Origin of the sequence: Coprococcus sp. AM100_B19A (genome assembly GCF_027662015.1) — a bacterium.
GTDB lineage: Bacteria > Bacillota > Clostridia > Lachnospirales > Lachnospiraceae > Allocoprococcus > Allocoprococcus comes.
The window spans coordinates 53,776-70,683 of the sequence record NZ_JAQDKN010000007.1; the positions used below are offsets into that span (position 1 = coordinate 53,776).

Sequence of the window (16,908 nt, forward strand, 5' to 3'; positions counted from 1 at the left end):
TACCGACAGGAAAGTCAGTAGAGGCTTACAGGAGGTTTTTAAACATGAAGAACAGGGAATACAGAGTATTAGTTACACTTGCACTTATGGCATCACTTGTAGTTGGAAATATTGCAGGAACATCTGTAAATGTACAGGCGGCAGATAATAAAGATAAAAGTACAGAGACAAAGAAAACAAGCGAAACAAAAACAAGCAGCAGCGCAACACCTGTAAAAGATGAGACTGTATATGTAAAAGTAGATGACGCAGGAAACCAGAAAGATGTTACGGTATCGGATCAGCTGAAAAATATTTCGAGTCTTGGAACAATCGATGATGTATCAGATCTGAAAGATATCAAGAATGTAAAAGGTGATGAAACCTTTTCTGAAAATAACGGTAAACTGGTATGGCAGGGAGATAAGAAAGATATCTGTTATCAGGGAACAACCACAAAGAAGATTCCTGTAGGAATGAAGGTTACTTATGAACTTGACGGAAAGAAAGTCAGCGCAGATGATCTGGAAGGAAAGAGTGGACACTTAAAGATTCATTATGAATATCAGAATACAAGTGCTGACAGCGGGAAATACACACCATTTTTGATGGCAACCGGACTTCTGATGGATGGAGAGAAGTTTTCAAATGTAACCGTTGATAATGGAAAAGTAATCTCAGATGGTGACAGAGATATCGTGATCGGAATGGGACTTCCACAGTTGAAAGAACAGCTTACATCAGTTAGTAGCAAGGTGGATGATCTGGATATCCCGGATTCCTTTACAGTAGAAGCAGATGTGACAGATTACGAAAAAGTAGAAGCCGTTACAGTTGCAACAAACGAAGTGTTCAATGAAGTAGGTACCGATAAATTTGACAGCCTGGATGAACTGAAGGATTCTATGACAGAACTTCAAGATGCATCGAACAAACTTGTCAGCGGCTCCGGAGAACTAAAAGACGGACTGGATACACTGCTTTCTTCATCAGGAACACTGGTAAGCGGAGTAGATCAGCTGGCAAGCGGCGGAAAGGAACTGGCAAGTGGAACAGGAAGTCTGGTCAGTGGGGCAAACACATTGGCCGATGGAAGTAAGAGTCTTGCAAAAGGAACGAGTCAACTGGCAGATGGTACAGAAAGTTTGAAAACAGGGGCAGCACAGGTTGAGGCAGGAGCACAAAATGCCAGTGCGGGAGCAGCTAAACTTGAAAGCGGAGCAAAAGATCTGAATAATGGAATTGCACAAATGCAAAACCAGGTTGGTGCAGGTGTGGATTCTTTGAGCAGTGGTGCAGAACAACTGAATGGTGGAATTAAACAGGCTAAAGCCGGAGCAGAAAATCTGAAAAATGGAGCTGCAAGTGCTGCAGAAGGTGCGCAGAGTGTAAGTGGTGGAATTACACAGGCACAGACAGGAGCCAGCGGACTTGCGGACGGAGCGGCAAATCTTAAAAGTTCACTTGATCAGATTGCGGCAGGGAATGATAATTCAGCAATGATTGCAGCACTGACAAGTCTTTTTGAGTCAGCAACACCGGAGCAGCAGGCTGTACTGAATAATGTTATAAGTGGACTTCAAACACAGCAGCAAGCTGTGAACAGCGGAATTACCCAGGCATCAGCAGGTGCGAATGAACTTGCAGCAGGTGCGAAAAATTTATCTGATAACCTCGGAAGCATCGGATCCGGAGCAAGTCAGGTTGTTGCAGGATTACAAAATATACAAGGAGGAGCCGGCTCGTTAGAAGAGGCACTGGAACTTCTGGGAGCTGGAGCAACAGAGCTTCAAGGCGGTGTTGGAAGTATGAAGACTCAGCTTACAGCTGGAACAAAACAGCTCTTAGATGGAAGTGGAAATTTACTTGCAGGAACACAAGATCTGAATTCGGGACTCGGAACATTAAGTGCCGGAGCTTCACAAGTAAGTGCGGGAAGTGCTACTTTAAATACGAATATGAAGACAGCAAATGCCGGAGCACAGACTGTTGCAAATGGATCTGGTCAGCTTGCAGCAGGTGCACTTAAACTTGACAGCGGAGCTGTCGCACTTTCGACAGGTCTTAACACTCTTCAGAGCAACATAGCACCATTGATTTCCGGTGTTGAGAAACTTGATTCTGGCGCAGCCGAATTAAACAGTGGTATGATTCAGTTTAATGAAGAAGGAATTAAAAAGCTTGTAAGCGTATTTGATGGCGATATTGATGAACTTCTTAATAAAGCAAATGAACTTCTTGATGCATCTAAAGAATATAAGAACTTCTCTGGAATTGCAGATGGAATGGATGGAAGTGTGAAGTTTATTTTCGTGAGTGAAAAATAAAGTATAATAAAGAGCGGCTGGGAAATCATATAATCGATTTTCCAGCCGCTCTTTGAAAATATTCCTGTGAATGGAATTAATATCTCAGTTGAATCCCCTGCTCCTCAATCCAGTCTTCGAGTTCATCCTGGGAATCAGCGGCCCATTCGGAGTTGGAGCCTGCTTTGAATTCATCTTTCAGATCTTCCTGCACCAGCTCTTTTGAAAATACGGGTTTTTCGTCTGTACGGGGATCTTTCGGGTTATCTATTGGTCTTGAACTACTCATATTTTCACGTCTCCTTTACTTTTGGAAAGAAAAAACATGACCCCTCGAGGTCATGTCTTTTCTTTTTGGTATGTCATTGAGAGGTTTTTCCTCGTTGCATTGCAGTTTGCCTTATATACAAAGCTGGGGAATGCTCCTACAAAGAGGATGTATATATAAATTGGAGTTTTATCATTGCAAGATCATTCTTGGGGGAAACGACCGGCAACAATATAACTGCAATAACAACCAATGTTGTAGCTTAATCAAGTCTTTTTAAAATAGCGGTATCCTCGTGTTGGAAACCGCCTTTGGTTTAGCTCTCTGATTAAGTTGGTTACACTATATCACTTTATCACAGTAGTGTCAACAAGAAACTGGTAAATTTCTAGATAATTTGTGTATTAGAATATGTACAACACGGTCAACTGTACGACAGTGAGAGATTAACGGTATTGGAGCAGCTCCTGGACTGATTTACGTGCCGGAACAGTTGGGCTGACAGCCGGATGACCGATTGCAATCAGGGCAGATACATTCAGGCTGTCATCGAGACTGAGAATTTCTTTTACTTGTGTTTCATCGAAGATGCCCATGACAACAGAACCGATTCCACATTCGTGTGCAGCGAGCTGGAAGGTCTGCGCAGCGATACCGGCATCAAACATTTCCCATTTATCCTTTTTTGAGGTGGAATAAGCTCCGTCCTTTTCGTAACCGCTTTTTCCCGGAACGGAAGCGAGAACAACCAGTACCGGTGCACCAAGAATGATGCCTGTATTCCATTCAAATCCCATAACAGCTTCTCTGGCAATCCTGTCTTTGAGAGCTGTTTCTTCTATTATAATATATCTTGCTGTCTGCGTATTCTTCCAGGATGGAGCGTAGGCACTTGCTTCTACGATTTTCTCGATCACTTCATGTGAGACAGGCTGCATTTAGCGAAGAAGCCTATGGATCTGGTACCCCGCTGAATATGAGAATATTATACCGCAAAAAGGGAATAAGAAAAATAGCACAAAAGGAGAAGATTTTTTAAGAAAATTTTGTATGAAAAAAAGTACAAAAAATAAAATAAAATGCTTGCAAAATGCAGAAACATCGGGTATACTAAAAAAGCTGTGACATGATAGCAAAGAAGCGCGAGGTTGCTGCCGAGAAGAATGGCAGGTTTTCCGTGGAGCGAATGTCAAGTTAGGAAACTGGCGACAAGTCACTGTACGAAATCATAACAGCTGCTGAGATGCAGTAACAACGTGTGAGTTTCTCACGACACACACGGGGAAGTGTACAGTCACCGCTTGTCGTACTGAGGTTTAAGTACGAAAAGGAGGCGACTTTTTTTATGGCAAGTCAAGTAATGAGAATCACATTGAAGGCATATGATCATCAGCTTGTAGATGCATCTGCCAAGAAAATTATCGAAACTGTAAAGAAAAATGGAGCAAAGGTTAGCGGACCGGTACCGCTTCCGACAAAGAAGGAAGTTGTAACAATCTTAAGAGCGGTTCACAAATACAAAGATTCCAGAGAACAGTTCGAACAGAGAACTCATAAGAGACTGATCGATATCATTGCACCGACACAGAAGACTGTAGATGCTCTGTCAAGACTGGAAATGCCAGCTGGTGTATACATCGATATCAAAATGAAGAACAAATAAGTTCTAATAAATTAAAACACAGTAGTTCCTAATATTTAGGATGAACACCCATAAGGGCGTTCCGCTGTAAATCACAGGAGGTAAAATAAAATGAAGAAAGCTATCTTAGCTACCAAAGTCGGAATGACTCAAATCTTCAACGAAGATGGAGTACTTACTCCGGTAACTGTTCTTCAGGCTGGACCATGTGTTGTAACACAGATCAAAACCGTTGAAAATGACGGATACAGCGCAGTTCAGGTTGGATTCGTTGACAAGAAAGACAAAATTGTTAACGTTGACAAGAACGGAAAGAAAGAAATCGTGCACAGACACGGTGTTACAAAGGCTGAAAAAGGACACTTTGATAAAGCCGGAGTAACAGGAAAGAGATTTGTAAGAGAATTCAAATTCGAGAACGCTGATGAATATCAGTTAGCTCAGGAAATTAAAGCAGATATCTTTGAAGCTGGCGACAAAGTAGACGCAACAGCAATTTCCAAAGGTAAAGGATTCCAGGGTGCTATCAAGAGACACAACCAGCACAGAGGACCTATGGCTCACGGTTCTAAGTTCCATCGTCATGCTGGTTCCAACGGTGCTGCATCTGACCCGAGTAAAGTATTTAAGGGCAAAAAGATGCCAGGACACATGGGAGCAAAGAAGATTACAATTCAGAACCTTGAAATCGTAAGAGTAGACGTTGAAAACAACCTTCTTCTGGTTAAGGGCGCAGTTCCGGGACCAAAGAAATCTCTTGTAACGATTAAAGAATCTGTAAAATCTATCTAAGATTGGCACTAGGAAAGGAGGAACATACAGATGGCAAACGTATCTGTTTACAATATCGAAGGTAAAGAAGTTGGAACAATCGACTTAAATGATGCTGTATTCGGTGTAGAAGTAAACGAACACCTTGTACACATGGCAGTTGTAAGCCAGCTTGCAAATAAACGTCAGGGAACACAGAAAGCGAAAACTCGTTCAGAAGTTTCCGGCGGCGGAAGAAAACCATGGAGACAGAAAGGTACCGGTCATGCAAGACAGGGATCTACAAGAGCTCCGCAGTGGACAGGCGGTGGAGTAGTATTCGCTCCGACACCGAGAGATTACTCTTTCAAACTTAACAAGAAAGAAAGAAGAGCAGCTCTCAAATCCGCTCTGACATCAAGAGTAGAAGAAAAGAAATTCATCGTTGTTGATGAAATTAACTTTGATGAAATCAAGACAAAGAAATTCCAGGATGTTCTTAATAACCTGTCAGTATCCAAAGCTCTCGTAGTTCTGGAAGACGGAAACAAGAACGCAGAACTTTCAGCTAGAAACATTGCTGATGTTAAAACTGCTAAGACAAACACAATCAATGTGTATGACATCCTGAAATACAATACAGTAATCGCAACTAAGGCTGCTGTACAGGCAATCGAGGAGGTGTACGCATAATGGCAAACATTCAGTATTATGATGTAATCCTTAAACCGGTAGTAACCGAAAAGACAATGGCTCTTATGGCTGACAAGAAATACACATTCCTTGTACACACAGAAGCTAATAAGACTCAGATCAAAGAAGCTGTAGAAAAAATGTTCCCAGGAACAAAAGTTGCTGGCGTTAACACAATCAACATGGACGGAAAGAACAAACGAGTTCGCGGAACCATGACATTCGGAAAAACAGCTAAGACAAAGAAAGCAATCGTTCAGCTGACAGAAGAATCAGCAGAGATCGAAATCTTCCAGGGACTGTAAGAAACTGGAACCTAAACGGTGCAAATCCGTGACAAAAATAACTAGCAAAATGCGAAAGGAGATAGAGTAATGGGAATTAAAACATACCGCCCATATACACCTTCCAGAAGACATATGACCGGCTCTGATTTCTCAGAAATCACAAAAACAGCACCGGAGAAATCTTTAGTAGTTTCTCTGAGCAAGACTGCCGGACGTAACAATCAGGGTAAAATCACTGTTAGACACCGCGGAGGCGGAGTTAAGAGAAAATATAGAGTAATCGACTTCAAACGTAAAAAAGACGGAATTCCGGCAACTGTAATCGGAATCGAATACGATCCGAACAGAAGTGCTAACATTGCACTTATCTGCTACGCTGATGGAGAAAAAGCTTACATCATCGCACCAGAAGGACTTACAGACGGAATGAAAGTTATGAACGGACCAGAAGCAGAAGTAAGAGTAGGAAACTGCCTGCCGCTTTCAGCTATCCCGGTTGGTACACAGGTTCATAACATTGAGCTTCATCCTGGAAAGGGCGGACAGATGGTTCGTTCGGCAGGAAACAGCGCACAGCTCATGGCTAAAGAAGGAAAGTATGCAACACTTCGTCTTCCTTCAGGAGAAATGAGAATGGTTCCGATCGAATGCCGCGCATCAGTTGGTGTTGTTGGAAATGGCGATCACAACCTTGTAAACATTGGTAAAGCAGGACGTAAACGTCACATGGGTATCAGACCTACAGTTCGTGGTTCCGTTATGAACCCGAATGATCATCCGCATGGTGGTGGTGAAGGTAAGACTGGAATCGGTCGTCCGGGTCCGTGCACTCCTTGGGGTAAACCGGCACTTGGTCTTAAGACTCGTAAGAAAAACAAACAGTCTAACAAGCTGATCATCAGAAGAAAAGACGGTAGAGGAATCAAATAGTTAATTTTCAAGGAGGTTAGAACCTATGGCTCGTTCACTTAAAAAAGGACCATTCGCAGACGCAAGCCTGCTTAAGAAAGTGGAAGCAATGAACGCATCAGGAGACAAGGGTGTTATCAAAACATGGTCTCGTCGTTCTACAATCTTCCCGATTATGGTTGGACATACAATCGCAGTTCATGATGGAAGAAAACATGTTCCGGTATATGTAACAGAAGATATGGTTGGACATAAACTCGGAGAGTTCGTAGCAACCAGAACATACAGAGGACATGGAAAAGACGAAAAGAAATCGAAAGTTAGATAATATTTAACGTATTGAAAGGAGGTTTCATCCCATGGCAAAAGGACATAGAAGTCAAATTAAGAGAGAAAGAAATGCAAACAAGGACACCAGACCTTCAGCTAAGTTATCTTACGCCAGAGTTTCTGTTCAGAAAGCATGCTTCGTATTAGATGCCATCAGAGGTAAGGATGTAACAACAGCGCTTGGTATTTTAACATACAATCCAAGATACGCTTCAAGCATTATAAAGAAATTATTGGAATCAGCTATCGCAAATGCTGAGAATAACAACGGTATGAGTGTTGAAAACCTTTATATTGAGGAATGCTACGCAAATAAAGGACCAACAATGAAGAGAATCAGACCGAGAGCACAGGGCAGAGCTTACAGAATCGAAAAGAGAATGAGTCATATTACACTTGTGCTTAATGAAAGATAAGGAGGGCAATAATGGGACAGAAAGTTAATCCTCATGGCTTAAGAGTCGGTGTTATCAAAGACTGGGACTCTAAATGGTATGCAGAAAAAGATTTTGCTGACTATTTAGTAGAAGATCATAAAATCAGAAAATTTCTGAAGAATAAATTATACAGCGCAGGAGTTTCTAAGATTGAAATCGAAAGAGCTTCTGATCGTGTTAAGATCATCGTTTATACTGCTAAACCGGGTGTTGTAATCGGTAAAGGCGGTTCTGAGATCGAAAAAGTAAAAGCTGAACTTCAGAAAATGACAGATAAGAAAGTTATCGTTGACATCAAAGAAGTAAAAAGACCTGACAAAGATGCTCAGCTCGTTGCTGAAAACATCGCACAGCAGCTGGAAAATCGTATTTCCTTCCGTCGTGCAATGAAATCTTGCATGTCAAGAACTATGAAATCAGGAGCACTTGGTGTTAAGACATCCGTATCCGGACGTCTCGGCGGAGCTGATATGGCTCGTACAGAGTTCTACAGCGAAGGAACTATTCCGCTTCAGACACTGAGAGCAGACATTGACTATGGCTTCGCTGAAGCAGACACAACTTACGGAAAAGTTGGTGTTAAGGTATGGATTTACAAAGGCGAAGTACTTCCAACAAAGGCAGGTAAGGAAGGGAGCGATAAATAATGTTAATGCCAAAAAGAGTAAAACGTAGAAAACAGTTCCGTGGCTCCATGAAAGGTAAAGCATTAAGAGGAAACAAGATCACGAACGGTGAATATGGTCTTGTAGCAATGGAACCATGTTGGATCAGATCTAACCAGATTGAAGCTGCCCGTATCGCTATGACACGTTACATCAAACGTGGTGGTAAGGTTTGGATCAAGATCTTCCCTGATAAACCAGTAACAACGAAACCGGCTGAGACACGTATGGGTTCTGGAAAAGGAACTCTTGAATACTGGGTAGCTGTAGTTAAGCCAGGACGTGTAATGTTCGAACTTGCAGGAGTACCTGAAGAAGTTGCGAAAGAAGCATTACGTCTTGCTATGCACAAATTACCATGTAAATGTAAAATCGTTTCTCGTGCAGACTTAGAAGGCGGTGATAACAGTGAAAATTAAGACATTTGTAGAAGATTTAAAAGCAAAATCTGTTGCAGAATTAAATGAAGAATTAGTAGCTGCTAAAAAGGAACTCTTCAATCTGAGATTCCAGAACGCAACAAATCAGTTAGATAATACAAGCAGAATCAAAGAAGTAAGAAAGAATATCGCAAGAATCCAGACAGTGATCACAGAAAAAAGCCAGAATGCTTAATTAGGTGATATTCAGAAAGGAGTATAACCGTGGAAAGAAACCTGAGAAAAACGAGAGTTGGTAAGGTTGTAAGCAACAAGATGGACAAGACAATCGTCGTTGCAGTAGAAGACCATGTAAAACATCCGCTTTACAATAAGATCGTAAAAAGAACTTACAAACTGAAAGCGCATGATGAAAATAATGAATGCAATATTGGTGATAGAGTAAAAGTTATGGAGACAAGACCGTTATCTAAAGATAAGAGATGGAGACTTGTTGAAATCGTAGAAAAAGTTAAATAGTTTGACTTTGATAAAAGTATAAGGAGGTTTACCTGCATGATACAGCAAGAAAGCAGATTAAAAGTAGCAGATAATACAGGTGCTAAAGAATTACTCTGTATCCGTGTATTAGGCGGTTCTACAAGAAGATATGCAGCTATCGGTGATGTAATCGTTGCTTCGGTTAAAGATGCAACACCAGGCGGCGTTGTTAAAAAAGGTGATGTCGTTAAAGCTGTAGTTGTTCGTACTGTAAACAGCACTCGTCGTAAAGATGGATCATACATCAGATTCGATGAAAATGCTGCTGTTATTATTAAAGATGACAAAAACCCAAAAGGAACTCGTATTTTTGGACCTGTAGCCAGAGAACTTCGTGAGAAACAATTTATGAAAATTGTTTCACTGGCTCCGGAAGTACTGTAAGGAGGTTCGAGTATGTCAACAATGAAGATCAAAAAAGGCGATACCGTTAAAGTTATCGCTGGAAAAGATAAAGACAAAGAAGGCAAAGTAATCGCAGTAGATCAGAAAAACGGTACAGTCCTGGTAGAAGGCGTTAACATGAGAACAAAACATGCTAAACCAAGCGCTTCTAATCCGGAAGGCGGAATCCTTCATCAGGAAGGACCGATCGATGCATCTAACGTAATGTATGTTCACAAGGGAAAAGCTACAAGAGTAGGCTTCAAACTTGATGGAGACAAAAAAGTACGTGTTGCAAAATCAACAGGCGAAGTAATTGATTAGTTCTAGGAAGGAGGTCAAAGGCTTTGAGTAGACTTAAAGAACAGTACCAGAACGAGATCATTGACGCAATGATCAAAAAATTTGGTTATAAGAATATTATGGAAGTGCCGAAGCTCGACAAGGTTGTTATCAACATGGGCGTTGGCGAAGCAAAAGACAATGCAAAAGCATTAGACTCAGCTGTAGCTGATATGGAAAAGATCACTGGACAGAAAGCAGTTCTGACCAGAGCTAAAAATTCAGTAGCTAACTTCAAAATCCGTGAAGGAATGGCTATCGGATGCAAAGTTACTTTAAGAGGAGAAAAGATGTATGAGTTCGTTGATCGTCTCATCAACCTTGCATTGCCTCGTGTACGTGACTTTAGAGGAGTTAATCCGAACGCATTCGACGGAAGAGGTAACTACGCTCTTGGTATCAAGGAGCAGCTTATCTTCCCAGAAATCGAATATGATAAAGTAGATAAGGTTAGAGGTATGGATGTTATCTTCGTAACAACTGCTAATACAGACGAAGAAGCACGTGAATTGTTAACACAGTTCAACATGCCATTCACAAAATAAGGAGGAAATTTTCATGGCAAAGACAGCAATGAAACTGAAACAGCAGCGCAAACAGAAATTCTCTACAAGAGAATATAATCGTTGCAGAATCTGTGGACGTCCACATGCATATTTAAGAAAATATGGAATCTGCCGTGTATGCTTCCGTGAACTGGCATACAAAGGTGAAATTCCGGGCGTAAAGAAAGCAAGTTGGTAGAAAAGGAGGATAATCCACAATGACTATGAGTGATCCAATTGCAGATATGCTTACAAGAATCCGTAACGCAAACACTGCAAAACATGATACAGTAGATGTTCCGGCTTCAAAGATGAAGATCGCTATCGCTGACATTCTCGTTAACGAAGGATACATCACAAAATATGACATCGTAGAAGAAGGAAACTTCAACACAATCCGCATCACATTAAAATATGGTGCAGATAAGAACGAAAAAGTTATTTCTGGAATCAAAAAGATTTCTAAACCAGGTCTTCGTGTTTACGCTGGTAAAGACGAACTTCCGAGAGTACTTGGAGGACTTGGAACTGCAATCATCTCTACAAACCAGGGCGTGATTACAGACAAAGAAGCCAGAAAGCTTGGCGTAGGCGGAGAAGTTCTTTGCTTCGTATGGTAATAACCAGATAAAATGGAGAAAACGAATGAAATCATATTTCCTGTGATTTCATTCGATACTCAATAAATTGCAACTGAAAACAGAGCAGCCATAAGGTGCTGTTCCGAAAATGTAAGTGTAGGAGGTAAAAGGTATGTCACGTATCGGAAGACATCCAGTAGCGATCCCGGCAGGCGTAACTGTTGAAATCGCAGAGAAGAATGTAGTGACTGTTAAAGGTCCTAAGGGAACTCTCGTAAGAGAACTTCCAGTTGAAATGGAAATCAAAAAAGAAGGCGAAGAAGTTATCGTAACAAGACCGAACGATCTCAAGAAGATGAAATCTCTTCATGGTCTTACAAGAACACTGATCAACAACATGGTAATCGGTGTTACTGAAGGATATGAAAAAGTTCTTGAAGTAAACGGTGTAGGTTACAGAGCTTCCAAATCAGGAAACAAATTAACATTGAATTTGGGATACTCTCACCCGGTTGAGATGGAAGATCCGGAAGGAATCGAAACTGTTCTTGACGGACAGAACAAAATCATCGTTAAGGGAATCAGTAAAGAAAAAGTTGGCCAGTACGCAGCTGAAATCAGAGATAAGAGAAGACCGGAACCTTATAAGGGCAAGGGAATCAAATATGCTGATGAAGTTATCAGACGTAAAGTTGGTAAAACTGGTAAAAAATAAGTAAGGAGAGTGTGAACAAATGGTTAGTAAGAAATCAAGAAGCGAAGTTCGTGTAAATAAACATAGAAAACTGCGTAACCGTTTCAGTGGTACAGCTGAAAGACCGCGTCTCGCTGTGTTTAGAAGTAATAATCATATGTATGCTCAGATTATTGACGATACAGTTGGAAACACTCTGGTTTCCGCTTCCACTCTTCAGAAAGATGTGAAAGCAGAACTGGAAAAAACCAACAACGTTGAAGCAGCAGCATACCTTGGAACAGTAATTGCAAAGAAAGCAATCGAGAAAGGTATCACTTCTGTTGTATTTGACAGAGGAGGATTTATCTATCACGGAAAAATCAAAGCATTAGCAGACGCAGCAAGAGAAGCTGGTTTGAATTTCTAGAAGGAGGACGGACACATGAAACAGGAACGTATTGATGCTAATCAGTTAGAACTTACCGAAAAAGTAGTATCAATCAAACGTGTTACCAAAGTTGTTAAGGGTGGTCGTAACATGAGATTCACAGCTTTAGTAGTTGTTGGCGACGGAAACGGCCATGTTGGTGCAGGTTTAGGAAAAGCAGCTGAAATTCCGGAAGCAATCCGCAAAGGAAAAGAAGATGCTATGAAGAAACTTATCAAAGTTACTTTAGATGAAAACGACAGTATTACACATGATTATATTGGAAAATTCGGAAGTGCTTCTGTACTTCTGAAAAAAGCTCCGGAAGGTACTGGTGTTATCGCAGGTGGACCGGCTCGTGCCGTAATCGAACTTGCAGGTATCAAGAACATCCGTACAAAATCTCTCGGATCTAACAACAAACAGAACGTAGTACTTGCTACTATCGAAGGTTTAAGTCAGCTGAAAGCTCCAGAAGACGTAGCTAAACTTCGCGGTAAAACTGTAGAAGAGATCTTAGGCTAGGGAGGAGATTACAATGGCAAATTTAAAAATCACATTAGTAAAATCAACAATCGGTGCTGTTCCGAAACACAGAAGAACAGTAGAAGCATTAGGCCTTAAGAAGGTTAATAAGACAGTTGTCCTTCCGGATAACGCTGCAACCAGAGGAATGGTTCAGCAGGTAAGACATCTGGTAAAAGTAGAAGAAGAAGCATAAATCTTAGATAGGAGGTGTCACAATGGACTTATCTAATTTAAGACCGGCTGACGGATCAAAACATAGCGATAATTTCAGAAGAGGTCGTGGACACGGCTCAGGAAATGGTAAGACTGCTGGTAAGGGACACAAAGGTCAGAAAGCTCGTTCCGGAGCTCCGAGACCAGGTTTCGAAGGTGGACAGATGCCATTATACAGACGTATTCCTAAGAGAGGTTTCACTTGCAGAAACTCTAAGGAAATCGTTGGAATCAATGTCAGTGCTCTTGAAGTATTTGACAACGATGCAGTAGTTTCTGTTGAAACTCTGATTGAAGCAGGAATCGTAAAACATGCCAGAGATGGTGTTAAAATTCTTGGAAATGGAGAGTTAACCAAAAAGCTTACTGTTCAGGCAAATGCATTCAGCGCAGGTGCTGTAGAAAAGATTGAAGCTGTTGGTGGAAAAGCAGAGGTGATCTAATGCTACAAACATTCCGTAAAGCATTTCAGATTGAAGACATACGGAGAAAAATATTGTATACCCTTGCAATGCTGTTTGTAGTAAGACTCGGATCTCAGCTTCCGACACCGGGAGTTGATCCGACCTATATTCAGAATTTCTTTGCGAACCAGACCGGTGATTCGTTTAACTTTTTTAACGCTTTCACCGGCGGTTCGTTTGAGACGATGTCCATCTTTGCATTGAGTATTACCCCGTATATCACATCTTCTATTATCATCCAGCTTCTTACAATTGCAATTCCAAAGCTTGAGGAAATGCAGAAAGAAGGGGAAGATGGAAGAAAGAAGCTTACCGCATTAACTCGTTATGTGACAGTTGTGCTTGCTCTGATTGAATCTACAGCTATGGCTGTTGGATTTGGACGTCAGGGACTTCTGGAAAAGTTCAATTTTGTAAATGCTGCAATTGTAGTTCTTACATTAACTGCAGGATCTGCATTCCTTATGTGGATCGGGGAACGAATTACAGAAAAAGGAGTGGGAAATGGTATTTCTATCGTCCTGCTCATTAACATTTTATCACGCATTCCAAGTGATATGACCTCACTGTATGAGAAGTTCATCAGCGGCAAAGGTCTTGCCAGTGGAGGACTTGCAGCAATCATCATCATTGCAATCATTCTCGTACTTGTAGTATTTACGGTAATACTTCAGGATGCGGAGAGACGAATTCCGGTTCAGTATTCGCAGAAAGTACAGGGGAGAAAATCAGTAGGTGGACAGTCAACGAACATTCCGCTGAAGGTTAATACCGCCGGAGTAATTCCGGTTATTTTCGCTTCATCTATTATGCAGTTCCCGGTTGTAATTGCTTCATTTATGGGCAAGGGCAACGGAAAAGGCATCGGAAGTGAAATCCTCAGAGGCTTAAGTTCAGGAAACTGGTGTAATCCGAATAAGATTTACTATTCCTGGGGACTTATAGTATATATCGTACTTACGATTTTCTTTGCATATTTCTATACGAGCATTACTTTTAACCCGTTGGAAATTGCAAATAATATGAAAAAAAGCGGTGGATTTATCCCAGGTATCAGACCTGGAAAACCTACTGTGGACTACTTAAATAAGATATTAAATTATATTATCTTTATTGGTGCATGCGGACTTGTAATTGTACAGGTAATTCCGTTTGTGTTCAATGGTGTGTTTGGAGCGAATGTATCATTCGGGGGAACTTCTCTGATCATTATCATCGGTGTTGTTCTTGAGACACTCAAACAGATTGAGTCTCAGATGCTCGTTCGTAATTACACAGGATTTTTGAATGTCAAAGGAAAATCTATGAAAAATAGTTTTCTTAGATATTAAAACAATTGTAGCCCGTTGTCTTTTAGAGTATAATCAAAGACAACGGGCTCTTTTGCCATTATGACATTTGAAGGAGGAATAGTAAAATGAAAATCATTATGTTAGGTGCTCCTGGTGCAGGAAAAGGTACACAGGCAAAAAAAATTGCCGCTAAGTACGGAATTCCTCATATTTCAACAGGAGATATTTTCCGCGCAAATATTAAGAACGGAACTGAACTTGGAAAGAAAGCGAAGACTTATATGGATCAGGGACTTCTTGTTCCGGATGAATTGGTCGTAGATCTTGTTGTAGACCGTGTGAGTCAGGATGACTGTACGAAGGGATATGTACTGGACGGTTTTCCACGTACAATTCCACAGGCTGAGGCGCTTGATAAGGCACTGGAAGCGAAGGGACAGAAGATGGACTATGCAATCGATGTAGATGTTCCGGACGAAAATATTGTAAAGCGTATGGGTGGAAGACGCGCATGTGTAGGATGTGGCGCAACTTACCATCTTGTATATGCTGCACCAAAGAAAGACGGAATCTGTGATGTCTGCGGAGGAGAACTGATCCTTCGTGATGATGACAAACCGGAGACAGTTGAAAAGAGGCTGCATGTATATCATGATCAGACACAGCCGCTGATCGATTATTATACAAAAGCGGGAATTCTGAAAAGCGTTGATGGAACAGTGGATATGGAAGATGTATTCGGAGCCATTGTTTCTATATTAGGAGAGTAACAGATGCCGATTACGATTAAATCAGAAAGAGAAATTGAACTGATGACAGAAGCCGGAAGGATTCTGGGGATCGTACATAAGGAACTGGAGAAGGCATTAAAACCAGGAATGAGTACACTGGATATCGATGCATTAGGTGAAGAAGTTATTCGCAGCTATGGCTGCGAACCTTCTTTTCTGAATTACAATGGATATCCGGCGTCTATCTGTGTTTCTGTAAATGATGAAATCGTTCATGGGATTCCGTCAGCAAAGCACCTCATAAAAGAAGGTGACATTGTGAGCCTGGACGCAGGAGTGATCTACAAAGGTTATCATTCCGATGCTGCAAGGACACATGCTATCGGTGAGATCAGACCGGATCTTCAGAAACTGATCGATGTAACGAGGGAAAGCTTCTTCGAAGGAATAAAGTTCGCAAAAGAAGGCAATCATCTATATGATATATCCCGAGCAATCGGTGATTATGCGGAAAGCTTTGGATATGGTGTTGTCAGGGAACTGTGCGGACATGGAATCGGGACCAGTCTTCATGAATCACCGGAAATTCCGAATTTCCAGATGCGAAGAAGAGGACCGAAGCTGAAAGCCGGAATGACACTGGCAATTGAGCCGATGGTCAATCTCGGAACAGAGCGGATTCGCTGGATGAGTGATAACTGGACGGTGGTGACGGCAGACAGAAAAGAATCAGCACATTATGAAAATACAATTCTGATCACAAAAGACGAACCGAAGATCCTGTCGATTGCAGATGGAAATGTATAACAGAACAGAGGAACAGAAAATGGATAGATGGGAAACAGGAATGCTTGCGAAATCTCTGGCCGGTCATGATAAAGATAAGGTATACGTGATCGTCGGACTGGATGAACAGTTTACATATCTTGCAGACGGGGAGAGGAAAACGCTTCAGAGTCCAAAGAAAAAGAAAAAGAAACATGTACAGCTCATTAGAGAACAGCATGAGATTTCCGAAGCGGATGATGTAAAGCTGAAACGGATATTAAAAGAATATAAGATGTCAGAAAAGAAGGAGGACAAATAAATGTCTAAAGCAGATGTAATTGAAATCGAAGGAACAGTAGTAGAAAAACTTCCGAATGCCATGTTTCAGGTAGAACTGGAAAATGGACATCAGGTACTTGCACATATCAGCGGAAAGCTGCGTATGAACTTTATCAAAATTTTACCGGGTGACAAAGTTACTCTGGAACTGTCACCATACGATTTATCTAAAGGAAGAATTATCTGGAGAGATAAATAAAATATTACTTGACAAAAACAAAACCCAGGTGATATAATTTTATGCGAACTGTGCGAAGGATTTTTTCTGCGCACAGGGGGAAAATGCAGACCAGGCAAGGTATGAAAGGAGGATTTGACGTGAAGGTTAGATCATCAGTAAAACCGATTTGCGAAAAATGCAAAGTTATCAAGAGAAAAGGAAGCGTCAGAATTATCTGCGAGAATCCGAAACATAAACAGCGTCAGGGATAG

At 41.2% G+C, this 16,908-nt stretch carries 30 protein-coding genes; 28 read left to right on the plus strand and 2 right to left on the minus strand.

Annotated elements, in window-relative coordinates:
- The first annotated feature begins 44 nt into the window (after positions 1 to 44).
- Positions 45 to 2,306, plus strand: a complete 2,262-nt coding sequence (locus PGQ33_RS08710; protein ID WP_270203897.1) for a hypothetical protein — start codon at positions 45 to 47, stop codon at positions 2,304 to 2,306.
- 76 nt (positions 2,307 to 2,382) lie between these two features.
- On the opposite strand, the gene PGQ33_RS08715 is transcribed toward PGQ33_RS08710, so the two are convergent.
- Positions 2,383 to 2,574: a hypothetical protein gene (locus PGQ33_RS08715; protein WP_008372514.1), complete on the minus strand. Its 192-nt coding sequence runs from the start codon at positions 2,572 to 2,574 to the stop codon at positions 2,383 to 2,385.
- A gap of 425 nt (positions 2,575 to 2,999) precedes the next feature.
- Positions 3,000 to 3,491, minus strand: a complete 492-nt coding sequence (locus PGQ33_RS08720; protein ID WP_118198919.1) for a nitroreductase family protein — start codon at positions 3,489 to 3,491, stop codon at positions 3,000 to 3,002.
- Between the two features lie 407 nt (positions 3,492 to 3,898).
- Here PGQ33_RS08720 and rpsJ point away from each other — a divergent pair, with 407 nt between their 5' ends.
- The 27 genes from rpsJ to rpmJ all read left to right on the plus strand — a co-directional run bounded on the left by rpsJ (position 3,899) and on the right by rpmJ (position 16,908).
- Positions 3,899 to 4,216: a 30S ribosomal protein S10 gene (gene rpsJ / locus PGQ33_RS08725; protein ID WP_008372521.1), complete on the plus strand. Its 318-nt coding sequence runs from the start codon at positions 3,899 to 3,901 to the stop codon at positions 4,214 to 4,216.
- A gap of 90 nt (positions 4,217 to 4,306) precedes the next feature.
- Positions 4,307 to 4,987, plus strand: a complete 681-nt coding sequence (gene rplC / locus PGQ33_RS08730) for a 50S ribosomal protein L3 (protein WP_055297549.1) — start codon at positions 4,307 to 4,309, stop codon at positions 4,985 to 4,987.
- Between the two features lie 30 nt (positions 4,988 to 5,017).
- Positions 5,018 to 5,638, plus strand: a complete 621-nt coding sequence (gene rplD, locus PGQ33_RS08735; RefSeq protein WP_008372524.1) for a 50S ribosomal protein L4 — start codon at positions 5,018 to 5,020, stop codon at positions 5,636 to 5,638.
- On the plus strand, positions 5,638 to 5,943 hold the full coding sequence (rplW, locus tag PGQ33_RS08740; RefSeq protein ID WP_008372525.1) for a 50S ribosomal protein L23: 306 nt from the start codon (positions 5,638 to 5,640) through the stop codon (positions 5,941 to 5,943). The genes rplD and rplW overlap by 1 nt, the downstream gene beginning before the upstream one ends.
- A gap of 69 nt (positions 5,944 to 6,012) precedes the next feature.
- Positions 6,013 to 6,855, plus strand: coding sequence for a 50S ribosomal protein L2 (rplB, locus tag PGQ33_RS08745; RefSeq protein ID WP_055157800.1), 843 nt, complete (start codon positions 6,013 to 6,015; stop codon positions 6,853 to 6,855).
- Between the two features lie 25 nt (positions 6,856 to 6,880).
- Complete coding sequence (gene rpsS, locus PGQ33_RS08750) at positions 6,881 to 7,162, plus strand: 30S ribosomal protein S19 (protein ID WP_008372528.1); 282 nt, start codon at positions 6,881 to 6,883, stop codon at positions 7,160 to 7,162.
- A gap of 31 nt (positions 7,163 to 7,193) precedes the next feature.
- Positions 7,194 to 7,580 (plus strand): 50S ribosomal protein L22, encoded by a 387-nt coding sequence (rplV, locus tag PGQ33_RS08755; RefSeq protein WP_008372530.1) that lies wholly within the window; start codon positions 7,194 to 7,196, stop codon positions 7,578 to 7,580.
- A gap of 11 nt (positions 7,581 to 7,591) precedes the next feature.
- The gene (gene rpsC / locus PGQ33_RS08760) at positions 7,592 to 8,248 is read left to right on the plus strand and encodes a 30S ribosomal protein S3 (RefSeq protein ID WP_008372532.1); all 657 of its coding nucleotides are present in this window, start codon (positions 7,592 to 7,594) and stop codon (positions 8,246 to 8,248) included.
- The gene (gene rplP, locus PGQ33_RS08765) at positions 8,248 to 8,685 is read left to right on the plus strand and encodes a 50S ribosomal protein L16 (protein ID WP_008372535.1); all 438 of its coding nucleotides are present in this window, start codon (positions 8,248 to 8,250) and stop codon (positions 8,683 to 8,685) included. Before rpsC ends, rplP begins: the two co-directional genes overlap by 1 nt.
- The gene (gene rpmC / locus PGQ33_RS08770) at positions 8,675 to 8,881 is read left to right on the plus strand and encodes a 50S ribosomal protein L29 (RefSeq protein WP_008372537.1); all 207 of its coding nucleotides are present in this window, start codon (positions 8,675 to 8,677) and stop codon (positions 8,879 to 8,881) included. Before rplP ends, rpmC begins: the two co-directional genes overlap by 11 nt.
- A gap of 29 nt (positions 8,882 to 8,910) precedes the next feature.
- Positions 8,911 to 9,165 carry a 30S ribosomal protein S17 gene (gene rpsQ, locus PGQ33_RS08775; protein ID WP_022220191.1) on the plus strand — a complete coding sequence of 85 codons (255 nt, stop codon included), beginning with the start codon at positions 8,911 to 8,913 and terminating at the stop codon, positions 9,163 to 9,165.
- Between the two features lie 36 nt (positions 9,166 to 9,201).
- Positions 9,202 to 9,570: a 50S ribosomal protein L14 gene (gene rplN, locus PGQ33_RS08780; RefSeq protein ID WP_008372541.1), complete on the plus strand. Its 369-nt coding sequence runs from the start codon at positions 9,202 to 9,204 to the stop codon at positions 9,568 to 9,570.
- A gap of 12 nt (positions 9,571 to 9,582) precedes the next feature.
- The gene (gene rplX / locus PGQ33_RS08785; protein ID WP_022220190.1) at positions 9,583 to 9,894 is read left to right on the plus strand and encodes a 50S ribosomal protein L24; all 312 of its coding nucleotides are present in this window, start codon (positions 9,583 to 9,585) and stop codon (positions 9,892 to 9,894) included.
- 23 nt (positions 9,895 to 9,917) lie between these two features.
- Positions 9,918 to 10,457, plus strand: coding sequence for a 50S ribosomal protein L5 (gene rplE / locus PGQ33_RS08790; RefSeq protein WP_008372545.1), 540 nt, complete (start codon positions 9,918 to 9,920; stop codon positions 10,455 to 10,457).
- Positions 10,458 to 10,470: 13 nt separating this feature from the next.
- A complete protein-coding gene (locus PGQ33_RS08795; RefSeq protein ID WP_008372546.1) occupies positions 10,471 to 10,656 on the plus strand; it encodes a type Z 30S ribosomal protein S14 in 186 nt (61 codons plus the stop codon).
- 19 nt (positions 10,657 to 10,675) lie between these two features.
- Positions 10,676 to 11,077: a 30S ribosomal protein S8 gene (gene rpsH / locus PGQ33_RS08800; protein WP_008372548.1), complete on the plus strand. Its 402-nt coding sequence runs from the start codon at positions 10,676 to 10,678 to the stop codon at positions 11,075 to 11,077.
- A 133-nt stretch (positions 11,078 to 11,210) separates the two neighbouring features.
- Positions 11,211 to 11,753, plus strand: a complete 543-nt coding sequence (gene rplF / locus PGQ33_RS08805; protein ID WP_008372550.1) for a 50S ribosomal protein L6 — start codon at positions 11,211 to 11,213, stop codon at positions 11,751 to 11,753.
- 19 nt (positions 11,754 to 11,772) lie between these two features.
- Positions 11,773 to 12,141, plus strand: a complete 369-nt coding sequence (gene rplR, locus PGQ33_RS08810; protein ID WP_008372552.1) for a 50S ribosomal protein L18 — start codon at positions 11,773 to 11,775, stop codon at positions 12,139 to 12,141.
- Positions 12,142 to 12,156: 15 nt separating this feature from the next.
- Entirely contained in the window at positions 12,157 to 12,666 is a 510-nt protein-coding gene (rpsE, locus tag PGQ33_RS08815; protein WP_008372554.1) for a 30S ribosomal protein S5, read from the plus strand.
- Positions 12,667 to 12,679: 13 nt separating this feature from the next.
- Complete coding sequence (gene rpmD, locus PGQ33_RS08820) at positions 12,680 to 12,862, plus strand: 50S ribosomal protein L30 (RefSeq protein WP_008372557.1); 183 nt, start codon at positions 12,680 to 12,682, stop codon at positions 12,860 to 12,862.
- A 22-nt stretch (positions 12,863 to 12,884) separates the two neighbouring features.
- The gene (rplO, locus tag PGQ33_RS08825; RefSeq protein WP_008372558.1) at positions 12,885 to 13,325 is read left to right on the plus strand and encodes a 50S ribosomal protein L15; all 441 of its coding nucleotides are present in this window, start codon (positions 12,885 to 12,887) and stop codon (positions 13,323 to 13,325) included.
- Positions 13,325 to 14,677, plus strand: coding sequence for a preprotein translocase subunit SecY (secY, locus tag PGQ33_RS08830; RefSeq protein WP_270205608.1), 1,353 nt, complete (start codon positions 13,325 to 13,327; stop codon positions 14,675 to 14,677). Before rplO ends, secY begins: the two co-directional genes overlap by 1 nt.
- 86 nt (positions 14,678 to 14,763) lie before the next feature.
- Entirely contained in the window at positions 14,764 to 15,408 is a 645-nt protein-coding gene (locus PGQ33_RS08835; protein ID WP_022220188.1) for an adenylate kinase, read from the plus strand.
- Between the two features lie 3 nt (positions 15,409 to 15,411).
- A complete protein-coding gene (map, locus tag PGQ33_RS08840) occupies positions 15,412 to 16,176 on the plus strand; it encodes a type I methionyl aminopeptidase (protein WP_270205609.1) in 765 nt (254 codons plus the stop codon).
- Between the two features lie 19 nt (positions 16,177 to 16,195).
- Positions 16,196 to 16,456: a KOW domain-containing RNA-binding protein gene (locus PGQ33_RS08845; protein ID WP_055157816.1), complete on the plus strand. Its 261-nt coding sequence runs from the start codon at positions 16,196 to 16,198 to the stop codon at positions 16,454 to 16,456.
- Entirely contained in the window at positions 16,457 to 16,675 is a 219-nt protein-coding gene (gene infA / locus PGQ33_RS08850) for a translation initiation factor IF-1 (RefSeq protein WP_004607275.1), read from the plus strand.
- Positions 16,676 to 16,794: 119 nt separating this feature from the next.
- Entirely contained in the window at positions 16,795 to 16,908 is a 114-nt protein-coding gene (rpmJ, locus tag PGQ33_RS08855) for a 50S ribosomal protein L36 (RefSeq protein WP_005339020.1), read from the plus strand.

Coding starts and splice junctions, on each gene's coding strand:
- PGQ33_RS08795 (WP_008372546.1), top strand. CDS start 10,471: ATGGCAAAGACAGCAATGAAACTGAAACAGCAGCGCAAACAGAAATTC.
- secY (WP_270205608.1), top strand. CDS start 13,325: ATGCTACAAACATTCCGTAAAGCATTTCAGATTGAAGACATACGGAGA.
- rplD (WP_008372524.1), top strand. CDS start 5,018: ATGGCAAACGTATCTGTTTACAATATCGAAGGTAAAGAAGTTGGAACA.
- rpmD (WP_008372557.1), top strand. CDS start 12,680: ATGGCAAATTTAAAAATCACATTAGTAAAATCAACAATCGGTGCTGTT.
- rplX (WP_022220190.1), top strand. CDS start 9,583: ATGTCAACAATGAAGATCAAAAAAGGCGATACCGTTAAAGTTATCGCT.
- rplO (WP_008372558.1), top strand. CDS start 12,885: ATGGACTTATCTAATTTAAGACCGGCTGACGGATCAAAACATAGCGAT.
- rplW (WP_008372525.1), top strand. CDS start 5,638: ATGGCAAACATTCAGTATTATGATGTAATCCTTAAACCGGTAGTAACC.
- rplF (WP_008372550.1), top strand. CDS start 11,211: ATGTCACGTATCGGAAGACATCCAGTAGCGATCCCGGCAGGCGTAACT.
- rplV (WP_008372530.1), top strand. CDS start 7,194: ATGGCAAAAGGACATAGAAGTCAAATTAAGAGAGAAAGAAATGCAAAC.
- infA (WP_004607275.1), top strand. CDS start 16,457: ATGTCTAAAGCAGATGTAATTGAAATCGAAGGAACAGTAGTAGAAAAA.
- rpsS (WP_008372528.1), top strand. CDS start 6,881: ATGGCTCGTTCACTTAAAAAAGGACCATTCGCAGACGCAAGCCTGCTT.
- rpsE (WP_008372554.1), top strand. CDS start 12,157: ATGAAACAGGAACGTATTGATGCTAATCAGTTAGAACTTACCGAAAAA.
- rplN (WP_008372541.1), top strand. CDS start 9,202: ATGATACAGCAAGAAAGCAGATTAAAAGTAGCAGATAATACAGGTGCT.
- rplP (WP_008372535.1), top strand. CDS start 8,248: ATGTTAATGCCAAAAAGAGTAAAACGTAGAAAACAGTTCCGTGGCTCC.
- PGQ33_RS08710 (WP_270203897.1), top strand. CDS start 45: ATGAAGAACAGGGAATACAGAGTATTAGTTACACTTGCACTTATGGCA.
- map (WP_270205609.1), top strand. CDS start 15,412: ATGCCGATTACGATTAAATCAGAAAGAGAAATTGAACTGATGACAGAA.
- PGQ33_RS08720 (WP_118198919.1), bottom strand. CDS start 3,491: ATGCAGCCTGTCTCACATGAAGTGATCGAGAAAATCGTAGAAGCAAGT.
- PGQ33_RS08715 (WP_008372514.1), bottom strand. CDS start 2,574: ATGAGTAGTTCAAGACCAATAGATAACCCGAAAGATCCCCGTACAGAC.
- PGQ33_RS08835 (WP_022220188.1), top strand. CDS start 14,764: ATGAAAATCATTATGTTAGGTGCTCCTGGTGCAGGAAAAGGTACACAG.
- rpsH (WP_008372548.1), top strand. CDS start 10,676: ATGACTATGAGTGATCCAATTGCAGATATGCTTACAAGAATCCGTAAC.
- rpsC (WP_008372532.1), top strand. CDS start 7,592: ATGGGACAGAAAGTTAATCCTCATGGCTTAAGAGTCGGTGTTATCAAA.
- rplR (WP_008372552.1), top strand. CDS start 11,773: ATGGTTAGTAAGAAATCAAGAAGCGAAGTTCGTGTAAATAAACATAGA.
- rplB (WP_055157800.1), top strand. CDS start 6,013: ATGGGAATTAAAACATACCGCCCATATACACCTTCCAGAAGACATATG.
- rplC (WP_055297549.1), top strand. CDS start 4,307: ATGAAGAAAGCTATCTTAGCTACCAAAGTCGGAATGACTCAAATCTTC.
- rpsJ (WP_008372521.1), top strand. CDS start 3,899: ATGGCAAGTCAAGTAATGAGAATCACATTGAAGGCATATGATCATCAG.
- PGQ33_RS08845 (WP_055157816.1), top strand. CDS start 16,196: ATGGATAGATGGGAAACAGGAATGCTTGCGAAATCTCTGGCCGGTCAT.